This is a genomic window from Streptococcus sp. DD13 (assembly GCF_001578875.1).
GTDB lineage: Bacteria > Bacillota > Bacilli > Lactobacillales > Streptococcaceae > Streptococcus.
The window spans coordinates 649,189-667,047 of sequence record NZ_KQ969506.1 but is presented as its reverse complement, the minus strand read 5'-3'; the positions used below and the strand labels follow the sequence as shown (position 1 = coordinate 667,047).

The following is a 17,859-nucleotide window of genomic DNA, read 5'->3' as shown; positions in this document are numbered from 1 at the left end:
ACTGATTCACAGGCAAGAGAAAATGCCTAAAGGTTTTTAAATTTCTTCATGATTTGCACCAACTGATCTTGCTCTTTTTTAGACAAGACCGAGAAAATCCTGCCAATGTTGTGATAGTGCTCCTCAAGGATGGCTTCGATGGTCTTTTTTCCCTTCGGAGTCAGCTGGATGAGAGAAGCCCTCCCATCTGTAGGATCACATACTTTGGTGACATAGCCATCACGGACCATGTTTTTAATGACGAGTGTCATATTTCCAGAGGTACTCAGCAATTTTTCAATGAGGGTTTGAATTCTCAAATCTCCTAAATTATAAAGAGCTTCCAAAACGCCAAATTGTGTGAGCGTTAGGGGACTTTTTCTGATGACTTCTAACTCTTCTTTTTCGATTTTATTTTGAGCCCGACGGAGGGCAATCAGGCTGTGCAGGGCAGATTGATTCCGATCGATAGCAGATTTAATCTCTTTTTTCATATTTTTATTTTACCAAGATTACAAGAGAGTCGCAATATCCAATTCCTTCCGTTAGAAGCTCCTTTGCCGATTTATGCAGAATTCTCTTTGAAAGGATGGCACATCACTGGGAAATATTGTATAATTATTTTTATGAAGAAAAATCGAGGAAAAGTACGGCGAAAGCGCTATCCCCTCTCTAGTCAGTTACTATGGGGGACGTTACTGGTTGCCATCACCATTGTTTTTTCAAGCCTCTACCTGATCATGGCTTCTGCAGACCCCTTTCGTCAGGCGAAACTTCAGGCAGAAGAAGTAGCTCAACAAACAGCAGGTCTTCGGACAATTACCTCCATCGATCTCTATAAAGGGTCTGAGCTCTATTATAGTGTCATTGGACGAGATCAAGCAAATACGGTTCAACTGGTCTTGATTTCAGAAAAGAGCCATAAAATACGGATGTATCCTCTCTCGTCTGGGATTTCAAAGGATAGGGCGATAGAGGTGGCTCGTCAGCAAGGAGCTAAGAAGATTGATCATGTTATCGCTGGATTTGAAGGCGAGCAGCCAGTCTGGGAAGTGCGCTCAGGGACTGCTTACTATGTGATTCATTTTAAGACAGGTGCATTTGTTCATAAGGAGGGAATCTAGATGACGAAGTTATCAAAGCGTGTAGTAGAGATGGAAGAATCCGTGACACTAGCTGCTGGTGCAAGAGCCAAGGCCTTGAAAGCTGAAGGGCGAGATATTTTGGAGTTAACCCTGGGTCAACCAGACTTTGTGACTCCTAAAATATCCAGCAAGCAGCAATCGAGTCCATTGAAAACGGAAAAGCGTCTTTTTACACCTTGGCTTCCGGATTGCCAGAGTTAAAAGATGCCATCTGTCTGCATATGCAAGACTTTTATGGATACCGTGTTGAAGGCAATCAGGTTGTTGTGGCGACGGGGGCGAAATTCATCCTTTATGCTTTCTTTGCGGCTGTGGTCAATAAAGGAGATGAAGTGATCATCCCGACACCATACTGGGTTTCCTATGCGGATCAAGTCAAGATGAACGAAGGGGTTCCTGTATTTGTCCAAGCTACAGAAGAGACACACTTTAAAGTGACCGTGTCTCAACTGGAAGCCACTCGGACAGACAAAACCAAAGTCCTCCTACTCAATAGCCCTTCTAACCCAACGGGGATGGTCTATGAGCCCGAGGAACTAGAAGCTATTGGAAATTGGGCAGTAGCCCACGATATACTGATCTTAGCAGATGATATCTATAGTCGCTTGGTCTATAATGGTGTGTCCTATACATCGATTTCCAGTATTTCAGAAGCCATTCGAAAGCAAACGATCGTCGTCAATGGGCTATCAAAAGCCTATTCTATGACCGGTTGGCGGGTTGGCTACGCGACAGGGAACTCCGAAATCATCTCTGCCATGGCCAAAATGATTAGCCAAACAACCTCTAACTTAGCGGCGGTTTCCCAATATGCCGCCATCGAGGCTTTGACCGGAGACCAGAGCTCTGTTGAGGAGATGCGTCAAGCCTTTGAACACCGCCTTAACACCGTTTATCCGCTATTGGCTCAAGTCCCTGGTTTTGAAGTAGTTAAACCACAAGGAGCCTTCTATCTTTTCCCAAATGTCAAAAAGGCTATGGAAATGAAGGGTTACACGGATGTGACGGCCTTTACCACTGCTATTTTGGAAGAAGTAGGGGTTGCCCTCGTGACAGGAGCAGGATTTGGAGCACCCGAAAATGTCCGTCTGTCCTATGCAACTGATTTGGAAACCTTGAAAGAAGCTATCCAGAGACTTCATCAGTTTATGGAGACTTAGACTGGGTAAAAAGAAGCGCCCTTCCAAGCAGGAAAATGCAACTCACAGTCCTTGATAGGGAGGAGCGCTTGCTTGAGTTAAAAGAGGGATAGGCCTTTCAATCATGGGGCCAGTCAATCTATCCTAAATAAAATTAGACAAACTATCAGTAAATTAGAAAGAGAGCATTATGTCAAAAAAACGTATATCAATTATCGATGTTAAGGATTATGTGGGTCAAGAAGTGACCATTGGAGCTTGGGTTGCCAACAAGTCCGGAAAAGGGAAAATTGCCTTCTTGCAATTGCGGGACGGTTCTGCCTTCTTTCAAGGGGTAGCCTTTAAACCCAACTTTATTGAAAAATTCGGGGAAGAAGTGGGTCTTGAGAAGTTTGACACCATCAAACGCCTGAGCCAAGAAACCTCTGTTTATGTGACAGGGATTGTTAAGGAAGACGAGCGTTCGAAGTTCGGCTATGAGCTGGACATTACGGATATCGAAGTCATCGGTGAATCAACTGATTATCCCATCACTCCAAAAGAGCACGGGACAGACTTCCTCATGGACAATCGTCATCTCTGGCTTCGTTCTCGCAAGCAAGTAGCCATCATGCAAATTCGTAACGCCATCATCTACGCAACTTACGAGTTCTTTGACAAGAATGGCTTTATCAAGTTTGATAGCCCGATTCTTTCAGGCAATGCGGCAGAAGACTCAACCGAACTCTTTGAAACAGATTACTTTGGCACACCTGCCTTTCTTAGCCAATCTGGTCAGCTTTACCTAGAAGCAGGTGCCATGGCCCTTGGTCGTGTTTATGACTTTGGACCGGTCTTTCGCGCGGAAAAATCCAAAACCCGCCGTCATTTGACTGAGTTCTGGATGATGGATGCGGAGTACCCGTTCTTGAGCCACGATGAATCCCTTGATTTGCAAGAAGCCTATGTCAAAGCCCTTCTCCAAGGAGTTTTGGACCGTGCCCCTCAAGCCTTGGAAACTTTAGAGCGGGATCCTGAGCTCTTGAAACGCTACATTGCAGAGCCTTTTAAACGCATCACCTACGATGAAGCCATTGCCCTTCTTCAAGAGCATGAAAATGATGCAGATGCTGAGTATGACCACGTAGAAGCAGGAATTGACTTTGGTTCACCACACGAAACATGGATTTCTAACTATTTTGGCGTACCAACCTTTATCGTCAACTATCCGGCAGCTATCAAGGCCTTCTACATGAAGCCAGTTCCTGGAAATCCAGAGCGCGTGCTCTGTGCAGACCTGCTTGCTCCAGAAGGTTACGGAGAAATCATCGGAGGATCAGAACGGGAAACGGACTACGATGCTCTTGTTGCCAAGATGGATGAGCTTGGAATGGACAAGTCTGAGTACGAGTTCTACCTAGATCTCCGTAAGTACGGTTCCGTTCCTCACTGTGGATTTGGAATTGGAATTGAGCGCATGGTGACCTTTGCGGCAGGTACCAAACATATCCGCGAAGCCATCCCATTCCCACGGATGCTCCACCGGATTAAACCATAGTCTGTTTCAATAGACAAGACACATACGAGAGAGGGGAGATAGCCAATGACAACGACCATCATGTCCAATTACACTTTTGGAGAAACCGCCTATCAGGAAATTCCTGCTGTACTTGCTTCCTATTCCTTTAAGAAAATAGCCTTGATTGGGGGAGAGACGGCCCTTTCGGTTGCGAAAGAAGAAGTCCTTGCAGTCCTTGAAGCAGCAGGATATCAAGTGACGGGAGTCTTTGTCTATGGACAAGATTCCACCCAGTCCAATATTGATAGGCTAGTAGCTCATCCAGCTGTGCAAGAAGCAGACGTTTTATTTGGATTTGGAGGAGGCCGAGCGCTGGATACGAGCAAAATGGTCTCCCTTGAGCTAGATAAGCCGATGTTCTCTTTTCCCACTATCTGCTCCAACTGTGCAGCGGGGACGGCTATCGCCGTAGTCTACAAGGATGATCATAGTTTAGCCTATTATGGTTATCCGAAGGCCCCCCTTCATATTTTTATCAATACTAAAATTATTGCAGAAGCCCCGGTGAAATATTTTTGGGCTGGTGTTGGAGATGGTTTGTCGAAAGGACCGGAGGTTGAGCGGGCGATTCTCGAAGCCCAAAAACGGGGTCAAGAATTAAACCATGCGGCCTTGTTAGGAGAGGCGATTGCAAAGTCATCTGAATTTGCCTTTTATGCCTATGGGGAGGAAGCTATTGAGGATGTGCGCCAACAACGACTTAGCAAGGGTGTGGAGGAGATTATTTTGTCCATTATTGTCTCAACCGCCTATGCTTCCAATTTAGAGAATCAAAAGGATTTTGATTTCGTATCGGCTCACGCTCACGCTTTTTACAATGCCACAACGACAATCCCAAGATCAGGGACTTACCTGCATGGGGCTGTAGTAGCCTTTGGTGTCATGGTCCTTCATGCCTACTATGAGGAAGACGATAAGCTTGCGAAAGTAGCCCAATTTAATCAGTCCATAAAGCTTCCTCTGACCTTATTTGATTTAGGCTTGACCGTCAATGATGTAGAAGAGTTAGCTACCTTTGCCATTACCACGACGGAGTGTCGCAATACACCATTCACAAAAGAAGAATTCCAAAAGGCTATTCTCAAGGCTCATCAGTACGGTCTCTCGCTGACGTCTGAGCAAGCTTAAGATCTAAGGAAAGCACTCTGGCCCAACATTCCGTTCTGGGTCGCATGTATGCTAGGATAGAAACGGTCTCATCTGAAGTCAAGGTTTTCTTAGAAATTCTAAGAGAGAGGGACAAATCACTCTTAAACAGAGGAAAGAGCGTGGGACAGAAATCGGTCATTCCTTAGAATTCGATTTCGTCGTCCCACCTCCGCACAGTTGAGTAGGGCTGTAAAAGCGGATGAAATCAGCCTTGTAGAGTCCACTCAACCACTGCGTCTTGCTCGACCATCCAAAAACAATGGAGAGGCTGGGACTTTTGTCCCAGCCTCCTTTTCTTTTCATCTTTTTCATAGTTTGGTATAATAATGGTAATGTGACAGACGAAAAGGAGATTTTAATATGGCAAATGTTGTTCATACGGATAAAGCACCGAAGGCCTTAGGGCCTTACGTTCAAGGTCGAATCGTAGGCAATCTACTCTTTGCATCTGGGCAAGTCCCTCTTTCACCTGAAACGGGTGAAATCGTTGGAGATACGATCCAGGCTCAGACAGAGCAAGTGTTAAAAAACGTGGAGGCTATTTTGGCAGAAGCTGGGACAGATTTTGATCATGTGGTTAAAACCACTTGCTTCCTCAGCGATATCAATGACTTCGTAGCTTTTAACGAAGTCTATGCGACGGCCTTTCAGCAAGCCTTTCCGGCCCGTTCTTGTGTAGAGGTAGCTCGTTTGCCAAAGGATGTAAAAGTAGAAGTAGAAGTCATTGCAGAACTTCCATCCTCTAACTAGCCTTTTATGAAAACAGACATGAAAGAAGCTGTGATACGACTATTGTGGAGTATTTCACTTCTTTTTTTTATGTCCCTTCTTTACTTGTGCTATAATAAGACAAGTATAAAGTGATCTGTAAAGGAGTTTGTAGGAATGGATAAGAAGATTCATCTCGTGATTGTAACGGGGATGTCCGGTGCAGGAAAAACCGTTGCAATCCAATCTTTTGAAGATTTGGGGTATTTCACCATGGACAACATGCCCCCAGCATTATTACCCAAATTTCTTGAATTAATTCGTTCAAGTCGTGATTTGGACAAGCTGGCTTTGGTAGTAGACATGCGAAGCCGAAGTTTTTTCTCTGAAATCATCGATATTTTAGATGATATTGAGAGTGCAGATGACATCAATTTTAAAATTCTTTTCCTGGATGCTACAGATAGTGAGCTGGTGGCGCGCTATAAAGAAACGCGACGGTCGCATCCTTTGGCAGTCGATGGACGCGTTTTAGATGGGATTCACAAGGAGAGGAAATTATTAGCCCCCCTCAAAAATATGAGTCAGAATGTCATTGATACTTCGGATCTGACTCCTCGCAATCTGCGTAAAGAAATTACGGATCAGTTTGGAACCCAAGAAAATCAGGTTCATTTCCGAGTGGAGGTGATGTCCTTTGGTTTCAAATATGGGATCCCCTTAGATGCAGACCTTGTTTTTGACGTGCGCTTTCTGCCTAACCCATACTACCTGCCAGAATTACGTAACCAAACCGGGCTTGATCCAGATGTCTATCAATATGTGATGCAACACGAGGAATCAGAAGAGTTTTACCAACATTTGGTAGGCTTGTTGCGTCCGATTTTGCCGGGCTACCGAAAGGAAGGCAAGTCCGTCTTAACGATTGCGATTGGCTGTACAGGAGGGCAACATCGAAGTACCGCTTTTGCCAAGCGCTTAGCGGAAGATTTAGGAAAAGATTGGCCTGTCAACCAAAGCCATCGGGATAAAGATCGTCGAAAGGAAACGGTAAATCGTTCATGAGAAAGCCGAAAATAACGGTCATCGGAGGGGGAACGGGAATCCCTGTCATCTTGAAAAGTCTACGCGATAAGGATGTAGATATCACAGCCATTGTCACCGTGGCGGATGATGGTGGCTCTTCTGGTGAGATTCGTGAAGCCTTGCAGGTGACCCCTCCAGGGGATTTGAGAAATGTTCTTGTCGCTTTGTCAGATATGCCCAAATTTTATGAGAAGATGCTCCAGTACCGCTTTGCAGATACAGATGGCCCCTTAGCTGGTCACCCATTGGGAAATTTAATGATTGCTGGAATTTCTGAGATGCAAGGGTCGACTTATAGTGCCATGCAAGTCTTGTCTAAAATGTTTCATACTGTTGGAAAAATCTATCCCGTTAGTGAGGTCCCTTTAACCCTTCATGCGGTCTTTTTCGATGGACATGAGGTGGTAGGGGAAAGTAAGATTGCAGACTACCCAGGATTGATTGAGCGGGTTTATGTGACGAATTCCTATAGTGATGAGGAACCAACTGCCAGTCGCAAAGTGGTAGAATCCATCCTGAATAGCGATATGATCGTATTGGGACCGGGCTCTCTCTTTACTTCTATTCTACCCAATCTCATGATATCAGAAATCGGGCAAGCCCTTCGGGAGACCAAAGCTAAGGTGACTTATGTTTGCAATATCATGACCCAAAGAGGAGAGACCGAGTATTTCTCTGATGCGGATCATGTGCGTGTTTTGAACAAGCATCTCGGTCAACACACTATTGATACGGTTCTCGTCAATGTTGAGCCAGTCCCTCAAGAATATATGAATTCCAATAAGTTTGACGAATATCTCGTACAAGTGAAGCATGATTTTCAAGGCTTAAAAGAGCAAGCAGATCAGATTATTTCTTCGAATTTTCTTCGTCTGGAAAATGGGGGAGCCTTCCATGATGGAGATTTGGTGGTGGATGAATTGCTTAAGATTATACAGGTGCGGGCATGAGTTTTACAGTAAAAGTCAAGGAAGAAATTTTGACTCTTGATCGAGTGGATAAGGCAGAGTTGGCAGCTATTATTAAGCTGTCTGGCAGTGTCGGTTTGACCTCATCCGGTTTAACCTTATCTATTACGACTGAAAATGCCAAGGTGGCTCGCCATATCTACGAGCTGATTGAGCGGATCTTTGCGATCAAGGGGGATCTCCGTCATCATCAAAAGACGAATTTGAGGAAAAATCGGGTTTACACGATTTTCTTAGAGACCCGAGTCAACGACATATTGGATGAGCTCTATCTAGCAGATGACATGTTTGGGCTGGAGACAGGGATTGCGACGGAGATTATGAGAGATGATGAGCAGAGCCAAGCTTATCTGAGAGGGGCCTTCTTAGCTGCTGGGACCATTAAGGATCCTGAAAAAGGTCGGTATCAGCTTGAAATTGCTTCTGTTTATCAGGACCATGCCCAGGACTTATCTGTCTTGATGCACCGGTTTTTACTGGATGCTAAGGTGATCGTTCGTAGTAAAGGTACGATCACCTATTTGCAACGAGCAGAGGATATCCTAGATTTTCTCTTGGTGATTGGAGCAGATGAGGCCAAGGTTGAATTTGAAAACATTAAAATCATGCGTGAAGCAAGGAATGATCTCAACCGGGCTACCAATGCTGAAACAGCCAATATTGCACGAACGATGACAGCTAGCTTAAAAACGCTTAATAATATTGCAAAAATCCGAGAAACCATTGGTCTGGATCAGTTGCCACTAGAGTTACAAGAAATAGCCCATCTTCGCCTTCAAAATCCTGATTTTTCCTTGCAACAGTTGGCGGAGCAATTAACGACCCCTATCAGCAAAAGCGGCGTGAACCACCGGTTACGAAAAATTAACAAAATCGCAGAAGAGCTGTAAAAAATCTTTACTTTCCAAAGAGCATCTGATATAATTATAAGAGTATGTAATGGACATACAGAAATACAGTTTATCCGCTGGGCTTAAAGGCGCCTATGATTGACGAAGATAGGAGAAAAAAATGAATCCATTAATCCAAAGTTTGACTGAAGGTCAACTTCGTACTGATATCCCTTCTTTCCGTCCTGGTGATACTGTTCGTGTTCACGCGAAAGTTGTCGAAGGAAGTCGCGAACGTATCCAGATCTTTGAAGGAGTTGTTATCTCCCGTAAAGGTCAAGGAATCTCAGAGATGTACACTGTTCGTAAGATTTCTGGCGGTATCGGAGTAGAGCGTACATTCCCAATCCACACTCCACGTGTTGACAAGATTGAGGTTGTTCGTTACGGTAAAGTACGTCGTGCGAAATTGTACTACCTTCGTGCATTACAAGGTAAAGCAGCACGTATCAAGGAAATCCGTAAATAAGAAGAGTCTGGGGCAGTTGTCCCAAACTCTTTTTTTAAGGATAGGAATGGTCTATCCCAGCTGAGAATAGCTAGGATGGATTTGGAGAGAAGTAGAAGGCGTTCCATGTGACCCTTTTCTTTCTCTTTTCCCTCCCCTTAGTTCAATGGATATAACAACTCCCTCCTAAGGAGTAGTTGCTGGTTCGATTCCGGCAGGGGAGATAGTAAAGTGCTTATTTGGTGGGTTTTCTGGGGATCGCCCAAAATTCACCCGACAGATTTACAGTGGAGTATCGGTAGATAGCGAGGAAAGACCTAACATAACTTTTCTGAAAAGCTTTTGGTCTATTAAATCCGATGTATACCAACGAGAAGAGTTTAGAGCGCTAATCACAATAGAATAACAGAATTCACAAGCAAGACCTCTTCAGGCCTTGTTTTTTTACATTGGATGAAAGAGGAATGGAATCGGTTTTCTTCTTAAAAAACGATACGTGTGCCATGCACTTGTTCGATTCCTGGAATGGCCAGAAATTGATCGCGATTGGTCGTGGAGATACCGCCTCCTGCAAGGATTTCTAACTGCCCATCGGCCAGTTGAGAAAACTCTTTGTAGCGCTGTAATCGTCTGTCTAAAGGAGTATCAGGACCTCCAGCTCGGGTCAGTAGTCGAGTGACACCCTGTTCCTTGAGCCATTGGATAGCACTTCCCTGATTTGCCTCAGGAAGTTGATCAAAGGCCATATGCAGGGTGAATTCGAATCCTTGACTGGCTTTCAACAAGGTTAACAGTGCTTTTTTATCGAGGAGATCATCAGCAGTTAAAACCCCAGTAGCAAACCCATCGACCCCTAAGGATCGTGCACATTGTATATCCTCTAGCATGATTTCTAACTCTTGGGGACTATAGACAAAATCGCCTCCACGGGGACGGATCATGACGATGACTTTTGCCTGATACATTTTTGCTATCCGAACGGCTTCTTTTATGACCCCGTAACTAGGTGTCGTTCCTCCGACCGCTAGATTGTCACACAGCTCTACCCGGCTGGCACCGGCTTTAAACGCTTTCTCTAATAAGGTGATGTTTTCTGCACAAAATTCATAGACTGGCATGTAGAACCTCCGATTTCCTGTCTTTATTGGCTGATGGTGATGGCTCTGACTGGATCAGAATGAGCGTATGGCAGGACAGTAGCAATGCCGCACAGATAACCTAACCCGTTAGAGTCGTTTTGTATCTACAGAGTACCATAAGTGATGGCAAATATTCAAGAAAAAGATAGCGTTTTCCTATTCTATCTGTATCTGATTTTTACGTAACGAAACGTTTTCGCCCTCTTTGCTAAGGTTCCTGACGGTCAAGAACGAGTTGATTTGAGTCTTGTCAGCAAAGAGAAATATCCAGACTTGAGAGTGGTGATTGACTAAGAGCCTGATCGATAACCGGAGCTAGCTTTTCAAAATGAAATGGCAACTTCAAAATGAACTAGACTTGTCCCTAAATGAGGAGATCCCTTAGCTTTTTGAAAGAAAATAGAAATACCTTATCCGTATAGGGAGGAATGGGGTCTGGAAAATGAAAATCTAAAAATTCATGTCTTATTGGTCCATCTCATGTCAATGTTCGGGATTAAATAATGATGTTACAGGATAGATTGACAGTGATCGGGATGTTTGGTATAATATCGAGGTGAATTATTTGAATGCGCTTACTATTCAAATAAAAGAAAAGGAGAAGAAAAATGGAAAGTCAAAATAAGTTTGAACTCAAGTCTTTTGTAGCAAAATATAAAAAGATCTTACTTGCTTTCGGAGGTGTTGTCCTTGTAGCCATTGTAGGCTTGCTCATTTTAAATTTTATTCATTCTCAACCCAAATCAGTTGTTCAAGAGGTATCGGTCGAATTTACGGGATATGATGGCTATGGTGAAGCAAAGGTAGATAAGAAAAAAGTGGAAGATACTATTCGACGCTTAGCCTATCAAAAAGTTGGAATCAGCGAAGAGCATATTAAAGGGCTCTTGTCAGGAGACTTATCAATGTCTAGTATTGCAGGACTGGCTGATCGGGTCAACCAAGCAGAACGGCTGGTTTCGGGCGTATCGATTGATGTTGATCCGACACAAAATCTCAAAAATGGAGATACGGTGACCATTAAAGTCACAGTGGACAATCCTCAGCAATCCCCAATCAAGCCAGAGGAGAAAACGATTAAGGTTTCTGGATTGAAGGAAATCGAAAAACTAAGTGAGTCAGATATTTTAGAACAGTATCCTGTCACATTTATTGGATTTAACGGGACTGCTCATATCAAATTACCTGATGATGAGGCGGGATATAGCGTCTACCAAACACCTTCTACCGATGAGAGTTATTCAAATGGAGATAAAATCAGTCTCACTTTGACGGACGAATTTAAGCAAAACTTACTGACCCAAGGGAAGGAAACTGCAGTAAAAACGGTCACTGTAGAAGTCAAAGACCTTAAAGAAGTAGCAGATATTTCCAATGTGAAACAGGCTATTGCAAACAATGATACCCTCATCAAGTCACGTTTGGAAAATTCAAGCTATACAACTTATACAACGGAAGCCTTGAAAACCTATGCCCGTACTTCTGTTCAGTCCGGTTGGTATAGTTCGACAGAAAATACAGTTTCTGTCTTTATCGTCACAACCTATAAGGTTACGGAAAAGCAGAAGTCTGGTGATTCAGAAACGTATTATGTGTATTTTGGATACCAGTACCGACTCAAGTCAGATGGAAGTTTGGATTTGAATAGTGACAATATGGAATCGATTGGAAACTCATTTTCTAAACCAACGGATGTTAGCAACTTGAATGCCCGTCTCGAGGCAGATGGCTACAAAGAATTGACAGTGAAATAACACAATCCCTCGGACATCGGTCCGAGGGATTTCGTGTTTATCGGCTGGTTTAGTGGCTTAGTTTTTGTAGGGGGTAAATCGTGTGTTTTTGACTGATTGCAAAGGCAAAGAAGGCTGCGATGACGTAGGTTGCGACATTGTTTGCCCCAAAGACTTCGACTCCGATAAAAATAGGAGCAATCAGGGTATTAGTAGCAGAACCAAACACGCTGATATAGCCTAGGGCAATGGCAAGTGGGAAGGGAATTCCTAACAGGGGGCCTAAAAGGGCTCCAGCACTCGCTCCGATTGCAAAAAGGGGGGTGACTTCTCCTCCTTGAAAGCCCGCAGCCAGTGTCAAAACCGTCAACAGAAGTTTTAACAGCCAATCGACAGGTAAGATGTCTTGTCCGTCGAGACTAGCCTCAATGAGATTGGTCCCCAGTCCGGAATACCGTCCTTGAAAGAGAACTGTGAGGCTGATCGATAGAACTATTCCGACCACAAAGATTTTGACAAAAGGATTTGTAAAGTAGTAGGAGAGGACCTTCTTCCCTTTTTTGAGCAAATAAGCAAAGAGATTTCCGATGAGGCCAAACAACATTCCCGCAAGCGCTAGGAGGCAGAACTGCTCAAAGTCTATCTTCCAGTTAAGGGCAATGAGATGACTGAACTTTTCTAGGCCAAGCTCGTAAGAAGTAAAACTAGCCAGGTAAGAGGCGGTGAGGACGGGTAATAGTCCCTTGAGGGAAAGTCGCCCCACCTGTAATACTTCAAGAGCAAAGAAACTCGCGGCCAAGGGGATTTGGAACAGCCCTGAAAAGCCCGCAGCGATACCAGAAACAATCAGGATGTGGCGCCCCTTTTTCAAGCGAAGCGTGTGAAAGACCTGATCTGCCAGTGTCGCACCTATCTGTACGGCAACGCCCTCTCGCCCAGCAGAACCACCAAAAAGGTGAGTCGCCCAGGTAGAGAGCATCACCAGTGGGATAAGCCGAAGGGGGATCTTTTTTCTTTCTTCAGAAGCTGCTTCAAAGACGAGACTCATCCCCTTTTGGGAGTCTTTCCCCCAATGTTGGTAGAGATATTGAATGCTCATACCGATAAGGGCTAAAAAAGGGATAAGCAGTAAAAAATGTTGGTTTCGAACATCACTCAAGGAGAGAAGGACTTGTCCGAAAAGCGTATCGATGGCTCCGATAACAATCCCCATAACTCCAGCGACCAGGATGAAAAAGACAGACTCTCTCACTGGCTGGTGCGATTTCACAGGGATTCCTCCTGTGATTGCAGGCGTTCAGACTGGAAAGCTCTAGAATGCTTCATAATATCTTGATAGGTGGCGAGGATGGTCGCTTCATAGACTGGATTTTGAACGTTTTTTGCGACCTTCTGGAGCAGTTGCATTTCTCGGTCCTTGTCTAGGACAGCCTTTCCAGTTTCCTTTTTATAGGCTGTGACCTGTGTCACCAAATCCATCCGCTTTTCCAATAGCTGGACAATGCTGCGATCGACTTGATCAATTTCCTGACGGATTTCTTCTAGATTCATCATCTCTCCTTTGATATAGATATGAAAAAGGGAGTTCTTGTCTCCCTTTTGTCTGTTAGTCTAAAGCTGCAACCAGTTGTTCTGCGAACTCTTCTAGGTGTGCAATGTCTTCTTCTTCAGCGGCCAAGTCGACCTTGACACTTTCTGCTCCTTTTTTCGCACCACGTGAGCTGAGCATAAGGTCAAATTCATCTACAGACTTACAAAATTCCTCATAGAAGGTGTCACCAGATCCACACACACCATAGACTTTTCCTGTTAAGTCCATATCCGCAAGGTCTGTATAAAAGTCTACGATCTCATCTGGCAACTCTCCATCTTCGCCATAAGAGTAGGTGTAGGTTGCTACAATGATGAGATCGGCATCCAAAATTTCCTCTGATTCAATGGTGGTACATTCGTCATTGCGTACCTCAAGACCCAATTCTTCTAGTTTGTTGGCAACGATATCTGCAATTTCTTCGGTGTTTCCTGTCATACTTGCGTAGACGATTTGTGCTAAAGCCATAGCATCCTCCTCATTCCATAATGAATTCATTATAGCACAATTCCCCTTATTACAAAAGGGGAAGAAATGTGGTAAAATATAGCCTATGTAAAGGAGAAGAGATGTCAGTTTTAAAAGAGATTTTTCATAAAATCAAGGAGTATGACCGGATTGTTATCCATCGCCACCAGCGACCAGATCCAGATGCGATTGGAAGCCAAGTTGGCTTAGCTCGTATCTTGCAAGAACGCTTTCCGGAAAAAGAGGTTCGTGTCGTAGGGGCGACAGAACCAAGTCTTCGTTGGATGGCAGAGATGGATGTTGTAGCGGATGCTTTTTACCAGGGAGCGCTGGTCATCGTGACAGATACTGCCAACCAACCACGGATTGATGATGATCGGTATCAACAAGGGGATTTTTTAATCAAAATCGACCATCATCCAAACGATGATCCGTATGGGGACTTACGATTTGTCCAGACGACAGCCAGTTCTTGTAGTGAGATCATTACCCAGTTTGCGCGGGAGTTGGACCTTGTGATTCCCAACGAAGCTGCACGCTTGCTCTATGCGGGTATGGTGGGAGATACAGGTCGTTTCTTATACCCTTCTACGACTACACAAACCTTCGAGGCAGCTGCTTACTTACGTTCGCTTGATTTTGATTTTGCAGGTTTATCGAGGCAGATGGACTCCATGGATATTCGAATCGCTAAGCTAACGGGTTATGTGTATGATCATATGGAAGTAGACGAAAATGGGACGGCCCGCGTCGTGATTACGCGCGACTTGATGGAAAGCTATCAGTTGACTGAAGCGGAAACATCAGCAATCGTTGCGGCACCTGGTCGGATTGATACGGTCCGGGTATGGGCGATCTTTGTCGAGCAAGAAGACGGTAGAAGCTATCGCGTGCGCATCCGAAGCAAGTTTGCCCCGATTAACCAAGTGGCCAAACGCCACGATGGTGGCGGGCATCCCCTAGCTTCTGGAGCTAATTCATTTTCTGTGCAAGAAAATGAGCTTATTTATCAAGAATTACAAGAGGTAGCTGCCCATGCCTGTCAGCAGTAGAAAAATTGCCCTCATGGGGACTAAGATTGTCACGAAAATCTGGCATGAAGATCCTGAGCCAATTCTGGATCAGGTAGACCATCTTCTTTTCATGTACAAGGATCGTTTTTCAGCAAATGACCCAGATTCTGAACTCATGCAGGTCAATCATGCAGCCGGTTCTCATCCAGTGACAGTGGCTCCCGACCTTTTTGAGCTCATTGCCCTCGGAAAAAAGCATTCATCAGTTCCAGGAAGCCACCTCAATATTACCATTGGCCCCTTGATTCAGACCTGGCGAATTGGTTTTTCAGACGCAAGACGTCCTAGTCAGGCTGAAATCGAGGAAAAACTAGCTGTGATTGATCCTTCGGACATTATCCTCGATTCGGAGCAATTAACGGTCTTTCTGAGAAAAAAGGGAATGGCCATTGATCTTGGCGCATTAGCAAAAGGCTATATTGCGGACAAGATTGTGGACCATTTAAAACGAGCAGGAGTCCAAAAAGGCTTGATCAATCTGGGCGGGAATGTACTAACCTTTGGAGTAGCAGACCACCATCCGACAGCTGACTGGATGATTGGGATTCAACATCCATCTGCCCCTCGAGGAACGAATCTCGCAATCGTTCGAATTAAGTCAGGTTCTGTTGTCACGTCAGGAGTTTATGAGCGGACCTTTACAGTAGAAGGGAAAACCTATCACCATATCTTTGACCAAGAAACAGGCTATCCTGTGGTGAGTGAGCTAGCAAGTCTCACGATTGTATCGGAGCACTCCGTAGATGGGGAAATTTGGACCACCCGTTTATTTGGAAAGACACCTCGAGAGATTTTTGATGAGGTGAATCAAACAGAAGGAATTGAAGCGATTCTCATCACGCATCAAAATGAGCTTATTGTCACCAACGGGCTCTTGCAACGCGTGATTTACCCCTTGTAAAATGAAATACAAGATCAAAAATTCTAAAACAGTGTTTTGGAATTTTTTTGATCAGACAGTCGACCTTTGTTCCAGTTTGGGATGAGCAGGTTGGAAGAAAAGTAGGTTTAGAAGCAGGATGGACGCTGTACCACGAGGGGTGAAAATAGGAGTTTGACGGAGATGTACGGATTGCCCTTGAAAAGGTTTACATTTTTTTCAAAAAAGGTTACAATAGAACTGTTAGAAATGATTTATGAAGGAAGGATCAAATGATGAAATTTATCGCTATCGTTGGTACGAATTCAGCCAAGTCCACCAACCGGAAGTTATTGCAATATATGCAAGAACACTTTGCAGATAAGGCTGAGATCGAATTGGTAGAAATCAAAGATATCCCTGTTTTCAATAAACCTGCTGTCAAGGTTGTTCCAGAACGGGTGAAGGAGATTGCGGCGAAGATTGATGCGGCGGACGGTGTCATTATCGGGACACCAGAATATGATCACTCCATCCCAGCAGTCTTGATGAATGCTTTGGCTTGGTTATCTTATGGTATTTTCCCACTATTGAATAAACCGGTCATGATTACTGGAGCCTCCTTTGGAACTCTTGGTTCCTCCCGGGCTCAATTGCAGTTGCGTCAGATTCTCAATGCCCCTGAAATCAAGGCAAATGTCATTCCGGAAGAATTTTTGCTATCTCATTCTTTGCAAGCTTTTGATGCAGATGGTCAATTGACAAACCCTGAGACCGTTGCGAAGCTAGAGGCTTTGTTTGATGATTTCCGACTGTTTGTCAAGATCACCAGCAAGTTGCAAAACGCGCAAGCCTTGCTTCATAAAGAAGCTGAAAACTTTGATTGGGAAAGCTTGTAAGAGAGGAGTAGAATTATGAAATTTGTCGGTATTGTTGGTTCGAATTCTGAAGAATCCTATAACCGTAAACTGTTGCATTTTATCAAAAACCACTTCAAAAAGAGTTTGAATTAGAAGTATTGGAAATTGACCAAGTGCCAATGTTCAATCAGGACGAAAGCTGGAAGGATTCCTTCCAATTGCGCCGTCTGAACAATCAAATCATGAAGGCAGACGGTGTCATTATCGCGACTCCTGAGCACAACCACACTATTTCAGCTGCCTTAAAGAGCGTGATTGAATGGCTTTCTTGTGAAGTCCATCCTTTCCAAGACAAACCTGTCATGATTGTAGGAGCTTCCTACTATGATCAAGGAACTTCCCGTGCGCAAGTCCACTTACGGAAGATTTTAGATGCACCAGGGGTCAATGCCTACACTTTACCAGGGAATGAGTTTCTCCTTGGGAAAGCAAAAGAAGCTTTTGATGCGGCAGGAAATATTATCAACGAGGGAACGGTAAAATTCCTTAGCCAATGTTTGGATAACTTTAAAAATTATGTTGGAGTGGTTTCAAAATTACAAAAACCACGTCCGATCCTTCCAGAAGATTTGGACTGTAACCATCCAATCGCAACCACGGTTACAGAAGTCGATCCAGACGATCCAGACTGGGTAGAAAAAGTAGCAGAAGTGACAGGCGCTGTTTCTGGCAATACCTATGTCAAACTGAACCATGGAATCTTGACAGTTGACCAAATCAACATGTTCCTTGAGTCTATGCCGTTTGAGTTGACTTATGCGGATGACAACAACCAATTCTTGTACTACAACAATGCCCATGAAGATCCAAATACCATGTTGGCCAAACGGGTACCATCACAGTCTGGAAATCGCTTGTCCACGGTTCACAATTCTTTACCAGCTGGTCGGATGAAAAATGTGGAATATGTTGTTGGAACGCTTCGTAACTTTAATGATGAGTATGTACGGACCATTGTACCAAATTCCCCTGAAGGAATTATCAATACCCACAACTATCAGGCGAT

At 44.2% G+C, this 17,859-nt stretch carries 17 protein-coding genes, 1 tRNA gene and 2 pseudogenes; 15 read left to right on the top strand and 5 right to left on the bottom strand.

The window, feature by feature from the left end; all coding sequences use genetic code 11:
* Nucleotides 1–26 precede the first annotated feature (26 nt).
* Nucleotides 27–473: a MarR family winged helix-turn-helix transcriptional regulator gene (locus STRDD13_RS03005; RefSeq protein ID WP_067101684.1), complete on the bottom strand. Its 447-nt coding sequence runs from the start codon at nucleotides 471–473 to the stop codon at nucleotides 27–29.
* Between the two features lie 132 nt (nucleotides 474–605).
* Here STRDD13_RS03005 and STRDD13_RS03000 point away from each other — a divergent pair, with 132 nt between their 5' ends.
* From STRDD13_RS03000 to STRDD13_RS02955, 10 genes and pseudogenes are all read left to right on the top strand, one after another.
* The gene (locus tag STRDD13_RS03000) at nucleotides 606–1,103 is read left to right on the top strand and encodes a cell wall elongation regulator TseB-like domain-containing protein (RefSeq protein ID WP_067101681.1); all 498 of its coding nucleotides are present in this window, start codon (nucleotides 606–608) and stop codon (nucleotides 1,101–1,103) included.
* Nucleotides 1,104–2,284, top strand: a pseudogene (locus STRDD13_RS02995) (pyridoxal phosphate-dependent aminotransferase).
* Between the two features lie 169 nt (nucleotides 2,285–2,453).
* Nucleotides 2,454–3,800 (top strand): asparagine--tRNA ligase, encoded by a 1,347-nt coding sequence (asnS, locus tag STRDD13_RS02990; protein ID WP_067101677.1) that lies wholly within the window; start codon nucleotides 2,454–2,456, stop codon nucleotides 3,798–3,800.
* A 45-nt stretch (nucleotides 3,801–3,845) separates the two neighbouring features.
* On the top strand, nucleotides 3,846–4,949 hold the full coding sequence (locus STRDD13_RS02985; RefSeq protein ID WP_067101674.1) for an iron-containing alcohol dehydrogenase family protein: 1,104 nt from the start codon (nucleotides 3,846–3,848) through the stop codon (nucleotides 4,947–4,949).
* Nucleotides 4,950–5,330: 381 nt separating this feature from the next.
* Nucleotides 5,331–5,720 carry a RidA family protein gene (locus tag STRDD13_RS02980; RefSeq protein WP_067101671.1) on the top strand — a complete coding sequence of 130 codons (390 nt, stop codon included), beginning with the start codon at nucleotides 5,331–5,333 and terminating at the stop codon, nucleotides 5,718–5,720.
* Nucleotides 5,721–5,855: 135 nt separating this feature from the next.
* Entirely contained in the window at nucleotides 5,856–6,743 is an 888-nt protein-coding gene (gene rapZ, locus STRDD13_RS02975) for an RNase adapter RapZ (protein WP_067101668.1), read from the top strand.
* Nucleotides 6,740–7,714, top strand: a complete 975-nt coding sequence (locus tag STRDD13_RS02970; protein ID WP_067101665.1) for a YvcK family protein — start codon at nucleotides 6,740–6,742, stop codon at nucleotides 7,712–7,714. Before rapZ ends, STRDD13_RS02970 begins: the two co-directional genes overlap by 4 nt.
* On the top strand, nucleotides 7,711–8,622 hold the full coding sequence (gene whiA, locus STRDD13_RS02965; protein WP_067101663.1) for a DNA-binding protein WhiA: 912 nt from the start codon (nucleotides 7,711–7,713) through the stop codon (nucleotides 8,620–8,622). Before STRDD13_RS02970 ends, whiA begins: the two co-directional genes overlap by 4 nt.
* Before the next feature lie 121 nt (nucleotides 8,623–8,743).
* Nucleotides 8,744–9,091, top strand: a complete 348-nt coding sequence (gene rplS / locus STRDD13_RS02960; RefSeq protein ID WP_067101660.1) for a 50S ribosomal protein L19 — start codon at nucleotides 8,744–8,746, stop codon at nucleotides 9,089–9,091.
* Between the two features lie 131 nt (nucleotides 9,092–9,222).
* Nucleotides 9,223–9,294 (top strand) — tRNA-Arg (locus STRDD13_RS02955).
* A 258-nt stretch (nucleotides 9,295–9,552) separates the two neighbouring features.
* On the opposite strand, the gene STRDD13_RS02950 is transcribed toward STRDD13_RS02955, so the two are convergent.
* Nucleotides 9,553–10,188 carry a copper homeostasis protein CutC gene (locus tag STRDD13_RS02950; RefSeq protein WP_067101657.1) on the bottom strand — a complete coding sequence of 212 codons (636 nt, stop codon included), beginning with the start codon at nucleotides 10,186–10,188 and terminating at the stop codon, nucleotides 9,553–9,555.
* A gap of 629 nt (nucleotides 10,189–10,817) precedes the next feature.
* Here STRDD13_RS02950 and STRDD13_RS02945 point away from each other — a divergent pair.
* Nucleotides 10,818–11,963: a hypothetical protein gene (locus STRDD13_RS02945; protein WP_067101655.1), complete on the top strand. Its 1,146-nt coding sequence runs from the start codon at nucleotides 10,818–10,820 to the stop codon at nucleotides 11,961–11,963.
* 49 nt (nucleotides 11,964–12,012) lie between these two features.
* On the opposite strand, the gene STRDD13_RS02940 is transcribed toward STRDD13_RS02945, so the two are convergent.
* Genes STRDD13_RS02940 through STRDD13_RS02930 form a run of 3 tightly spaced genes read right to left on the bottom strand, consistent with a single transcriptional unit; the run spans nucleotide 12,013 to nucleotide 14,001 of the window.
* Nucleotides 12,013–13,155: a chloride channel protein gene (locus STRDD13_RS02940; protein ID WP_082781198.1), complete on the bottom strand. Its 1,143-nt coding sequence runs from the start codon at nucleotides 13,153–13,155 to the stop codon at nucleotides 12,013–12,015.
* A 53-nt stretch (nucleotides 13,156–13,208) separates the two neighbouring features.
* The gene (locus STRDD13_RS02935; protein WP_067101650.1) at nucleotides 13,209–13,493 is read right to left on the bottom strand and encodes a chorismate mutase; all 285 of its coding nucleotides are present in this window, start codon (nucleotides 13,491–13,493) and stop codon (nucleotides 13,209–13,211) included.
* A gap of 55 nt (nucleotides 13,494–13,548) precedes the next feature.
* Nucleotides 13,549–14,001 carry a flavodoxin gene (locus STRDD13_RS02930; protein WP_067101647.1) on the bottom strand — a complete coding sequence of 151 codons (453 nt, stop codon included), beginning with the start codon at nucleotides 13,999–14,001 and terminating at the stop codon, nucleotides 13,549–13,551.
* A gap of 101 nt (nucleotides 14,002–14,102) precedes the next feature.
* Between STRDD13_RS02930 and STRDD13_RS02925 the strand changes: the two genes are divergently transcribed.
* From STRDD13_RS02925 to STRDD13_RS02910, 4 genes and pseudogenes are all read left to right on the top strand, one after another.
* On the top strand, nucleotides 14,103–15,053 hold the full coding sequence (locus STRDD13_RS02925; RefSeq protein WP_067101645.1) for a DHH family phosphoesterase: 951 nt from the start codon (nucleotides 14,103–14,105) through the stop codon (nucleotides 15,051–15,053).
* Complete coding sequence (locus STRDD13_RS02920) at nucleotides 15,037–15,975, top strand: FAD:protein FMN transferase (RefSeq protein WP_067101642.1); 939 nt, start codon at nucleotides 15,037–15,039, stop codon at nucleotides 15,973–15,975. Before STRDD13_RS02925 ends, STRDD13_RS02920 begins: the two co-directional genes overlap by 17 nt.
* 254 nt (nucleotides 15,976–16,229) lie before the next feature.
* Nucleotides 16,230–16,832, top strand: a complete 603-nt coding sequence (locus STRDD13_RS02915) for an NADPH-dependent FMN reductase (RefSeq protein WP_067103170.1) — start codon at nucleotides 16,230–16,232, stop codon at nucleotides 16,830–16,832.
* A 15-nt stretch (nucleotides 16,833–16,847) separates the two neighbouring features.
* A pseudogene (locus tag STRDD13_RS02910) lies at nucleotides 16,848–17,859 on the top strand (NAD(P)H-dependent oxidoreductase); the annotation flags it as partial.